The organism is Pedobacter sp. HMWF019, assembly GCF_003061025.1.
Lineage (GTDB): Bacteria > Bacteroidota > Bacteroidia > Sphingobacteriales > Sphingobacteriaceae > Pedobacter.
On the sequence record NZ_QAIL01000455.1, the window covers coordinates 7162 to 9034 of the forward strand.

A 1873-nucleotide genomic window follows, 5' to 3' on the forward strand; every position below is an offset into this window, starting at 1 on the left:
CATAGAAGGTTAGTCTTCTAAATTCCCTGATCAGACTTCGGCTGGTATTTCCATCTTCTGTGACTCCAAAGCCAGTAAGCCGGTTCTTCCCGAATGATGTTTTCGAGCATCCTGGTATGTAATTCTGTGATTTCAAATTCTGCGGTTTCAGCAGGTTTTAAACAAAGCGGGATGCAATCCACCTTATAATAGCCTCTTTTGATATAGTTGACCCTGAAATAAAATATCGGTTGGTTTGTCTTTCTGGCAATTTTTTCAATACCCAGTTGAATGGAGGTTTGCTGATGCAGGAAAGTTGTCCAATAGTGGGACTCATCTTTCGATGGCGCCTGATCATTCCCGAAACTAAACATACTAGGTGCATTTTTGCTCTGCTGCAAGGCCCGTAAAGTTTGACGCATGGCAATTAATTTGTTTCCAAATCTGCTGCGTACTTTTTTAAACCAATTGTCAAAAACCGGATTGCTCAGTGGTTTGTAGATCGGGTAATGGTCGGCTGAAAAATTTAAGCCAATACCAAGTGTACCCCATTCCCAATTGCCGTAATGTGCGGAGCAGATCAGGACACTTTGTCCATTATTTAAGTAGGCTTCCACTTGCTCCTTGTTTTTAAAAATAAAGCGCTTTTCAACTTCTTTTTTCGAGATACTATTCATCTTGACAATTTCGAAGATCAAATCTGAAAGATATTGGTAAAAGCGTTTCTCTATCGCATTAATTTCGGCTGGTGTCTTATCCGGAAGTGCTTTAATCAGGTTTTCTCTAACAACCTTTCTCCTGTAGCCAAAGATCTTATACAATAAAAGGTAAACAGCATCCGACAAGATATATAAAGCGGACAAAGGAAGGAGAGATAAAAAACTGAGAAAAAATATACCTAAATAGGAAAAACACTTTTTTATCATAAGCATAGTTGATGTGCAAAATTAGTAACCCCACAAAAGAAATATGCCATTAAAATGTAGATTTTTAATTTCAGAGGTGGGGCGCAAAGAACTGTTGATGAGCAGAAGCAAAATTGAATAAGGAATACTCCTCTATACAAACTTTATAGCCATGTACTGGTTTAATAAGTATGAAAACAAATAAAGTCTATTTGTCACTCGCTTTGGGAGCAGGCGCACTGGCACTCTTATCAGCTTCCTGCAAGGTTTCTATTCCTAAAGGTGCTGAGGCAGTTAAACCTTTTGATAAGTCAAAATACCTTGGGAAATGGTACGAAATAGCCCGTCTGGATTTTAAATATGAAAAAAATCTGAACCATGTAACGGCAACTTATACGCAGCAAGAAGAAGGTTTGATTAAAGTAGATAACAGAGGCTTTGATGTTGTAAAAGGGAGATGGAAGAACAGCATTGGAAAGGCCAAACCGGTAATGGATCCTGAAGAGGGTAGATTAAAGGTGTCTTTTTTTGGTCCATTTTACGCAGGCTATAATGTTATAGCAATTGATCAGGATTACCGTTACGCACTTGTGGTGGGCAATAATTTAAAATATATGTGGATTCTCTCAAGGGAGAAAACTATACCAGAAACCGTTAGATTGGCGTATTTGAATCAAGCTAAAGCATTAGGTTATGATATTAATGCGCTGGTCTGGACAAAACAGGATTAGTGCAGCCCTCTGAGATTTGGGAGCAGGATGTATTTATGAATATAATGTTAATTGCTTTTTTGTTGGAATTAACACTATATTTAATTTTAGCTAATGTTAACCAAATATTTTTGAGCAGAAATGCTAAACTACATCCGGGATATAAAAGAAGGGGATCATGTGTCTTTTGAAATAGCTTTCACGCTATGGCATAAAAAAGTATATGCTTATTTTTTCAAAAAAACTGCTTCTGAAGATCAGGCACAGGAGCTAACCCAA

2 protein-coding genes are annotated in these 1873 nt (G+C 37.5%); one reads left to right on the plus strand and one right to left on the minus strand.

What is annotated here, in order from left to right; genetic code table 11:
* Positions 1–17 precede the first annotated feature (17 nt).
* The gene (locus tag DBR11_RS24055) at positions 18–911 is read right to left on the minus strand and encodes a lysophospholipid acyltransferase family protein (protein WP_369974450.1); all 894 of its coding nucleotides are present in this window, start codon (positions 909–911) and stop codon (positions 18–20) included.
* 164 nt (positions 912–1075) lie between these two features.
* Between DBR11_RS24055 and DBR11_RS24060 the strand changes: the two genes are divergently transcribed.
* Positions 1076–1615 carry a lipocalin family protein gene (locus tag DBR11_RS24060; protein ID WP_108555133.1) on the plus strand — a complete coding sequence of 180 codons (540 nt, stop codon included), beginning with the start codon at positions 1076–1078 and terminating at the stop codon, positions 1613–1615.
* The last annotated feature ends 258 nt before the right edge of the window (positions 1616–1873 follow it).

What these genes read in the sequence shown, in the direction of transcription:
- DBR11_RS24060 (WP_108555133.1), top strand. Translation starts at nt 1,076, where the DNA reads ATGAAAACAAATAAAGTCTATTTGTCACTCGCTTTGGGAGCAGGCGCA.
- DBR11_RS24055 (WP_369974450.1), bottom strand. Translation starts at nt 911, where the DNA reads ATGCTTATGATAAAAAAGTGTTTTTCCTATTTAGGTATATTTTTTCTC.